Origin of the sequence: Clostridium sp. ATCC BAA-442 (genome assembly GCF_964239415.1) — a bacterium.
Taxonomy (GTDB): domain Bacteria; phylum Bacillota; class Clostridia; order Oscillospirales; family Oscillospiraceae; genus Flavonifractor; species Flavonifractor plautii.
On record NZ_CAXSQB010000099.1, the window covers coordinates 971 to 2917 of the forward strand.

The 1947-nt window shown below is 65.4% G+C and carries 2 protein-coding genes; one reads left to right on the forward strand and one right to left on the reverse strand.

Going from position 1 to position 1947, the window contains the following annotated elements; genetic code table 11:
• Positions 1 to 38: 38 nt before the first annotated feature.
• Positions 39 to 1019: a helix-turn-helix transcriptional regulator gene (locus tag ACESY8_RS19545; protein WP_204682552.1), complete on the reverse strand. Its 981-nt coding sequence runs from the start codon at positions 1017 to 1019 to the stop codon at positions 39 to 41.
• Positions 1020 to 1121: 102 nt separating this feature from the next.
• Here ACESY8_RS19545 and ACESY8_RS19550 point away from each other — a divergent pair, with 102 nt between their 5' ends.
• Complete coding sequence (locus ACESY8_RS19550; protein ID WP_054339383.1) at positions 1122 to 1934, forward strand: C40 family peptidase; 813 nt, start codon at positions 1122 to 1124, stop codon at positions 1932 to 1934.
• Positions 1935 to 1947 lie beyond the last annotated feature (13 nt).

Genomic DNA, 1947 nt, shown 5'->3' on the forward strand with positions numbered 1-1947 from the left:
CCCCCCCCCCCCCCCCCCCCCCCCCCCCCCACGTCTCCTTATTGGTAGAGGGCCGCCACCGCGGCCAGTTGGCGCTTCAGCTCCTCCGCCGCCCAGTCGGGGCGGAGAATCTGCACTCCATCCCCCAGGCCGAACACCCAGCCCAGAAACTGGGGACTCACCACCGCCGGAACGGTGACGGTGAAGTGCTCCTCCCCGTCGGGCACCAGAATGGCGTCCCGGCCAAAGCGGTCCAACACCACCCCTACCAGGCTGTTGCGGCAGCGCAGGGTGACCTGCCCCTCCCGGCCGGAGAACATACCGAAGTGCTTCTGCGCATAGGATGCGATATCAAAACCCCCGTCCGCCCCCTCCAGGGGCAGGCAGGTCACCGCCAGCTCGGCCATCTTGTCCACCCGGTAGTGGCGCATCTCGCAGGAGCGGTGGTCATAGCCCGCCAGATAGTAGTTCTCGTTGTCCCAGATGAGCCCCAGGGGGGAGACGGTGTACCGTTTTCCCTCCCGCCGGAAGACCTTTTCCTTTTTGACATTATACTCAAAGTATTTAAAGGTGACCGCTTTCCGGTTTGCAATCGCGGTGTGTAGCTTGTCGATGGTGTAGTACACGCTCTCGTTCATGCTTTTCACCCGGCGGTCCACATACACCTGCCGCTGGAGCTGGCGGGCCTGATGGGCCGATGCCTGGGACTCCAGCTTGCGGATGAGCTCGCTGCTCTTGCGCTGGGTGATGAACTTGGAGGACTGCACCGCGTCCACCAGCAGCTTCAGCTCGGCCAGTTGAAACGTCCGCTCCCCCAGGAACCAGCCCGGGGACTTTCCCTTGCGGCTCTGTACGTCCATGCCCAGGGTGCGCAGGGCCTCCATATCGTCATAAATGCTCTTGCGCTCGGCCTTGATGTCCCACGCCTCCAGGGCCTGAATCAGCTCGGGCACCGTCAGCGGATGGTCCTCGTCGGTGCGCTCCCACAGAATCCTGCACAGGCAGAGCAGCTTGAGCTTTTGATTTGCACTTCGCGGCATGCCTCTCTCCCCCTTCCTCTCTCTCAGAATAGCGGTTTTTTAGTCCAATAAACCGTACTTTTTTAGCATAGCACAAAATTGCACGGATTGCGAGGTTTTTTCATGGAAGTTGTAGTCTCTGCCCCCCTGTGCCCCCTCTATGCCGCCGCCAGCGCCGGCGCGGAGCGCTCCGACGAGCTGCTGTGCGGCTGGACCGCCGAGCTTCTGGAGGAATTCTCCACCGGCTGGTGCCGCGTCCGCACCAAATACCGCTACGAGGGCTGGGCCCGCCGGGAGCATCTGCGCCCCGCCGGGGACTGGACCGGGCGAAACAAGCGGCTCGTCCGCGCCCCGTTTGCCGACGTGCTGGCCCGGCCGGAGGTGGAGAGCCCCGTGCTGGACACCCTGCCCCGGGGGGCGCTGGCCGCCCCCGTCGGGGAGGCCGGGGAGGGCTGGCAGAAAATAGCCCTCCCGGACGGCCGGGAGGGCTATACAAAGTGTAGTCTCTTGGAGGATGATTACAAAACGCCCCCCGCCGTGTCCGAGGAGGCCCTGCGGGCCCGGGCGGTGGAGGTGGCCCTGTCCTACCAGGGCACCCAGTACCGCTGGGGCGGTAAGTCCCCTCTGGGCGTGGACTGCTCGGGGCTGACCTTCATGGCCTGGTTCTTCTGCGGGGTGTCCCTCTACCGGGACGCCCGGCTGGTGGACGGCTTTCCCGCGCGGCCCATCCCCTTTGAGGCGCGGAAGCCGGGGGATCTGCTCTATTTCCCCGGCCATATCGCCCTCTATCTGGGGGACGACCGGTACATCCACTCCACCGCCCGGGCGGGCAGCGACGGGGTGATGATCAACAGCCTGGACCCCGCCGCCCCGGACTACCGGGCGGATCTGCGGGAAAAGCTGTACGCCGTGGGCAGTGTGTTCCCGCTGGCGTAGGGGCGGGCGGGTG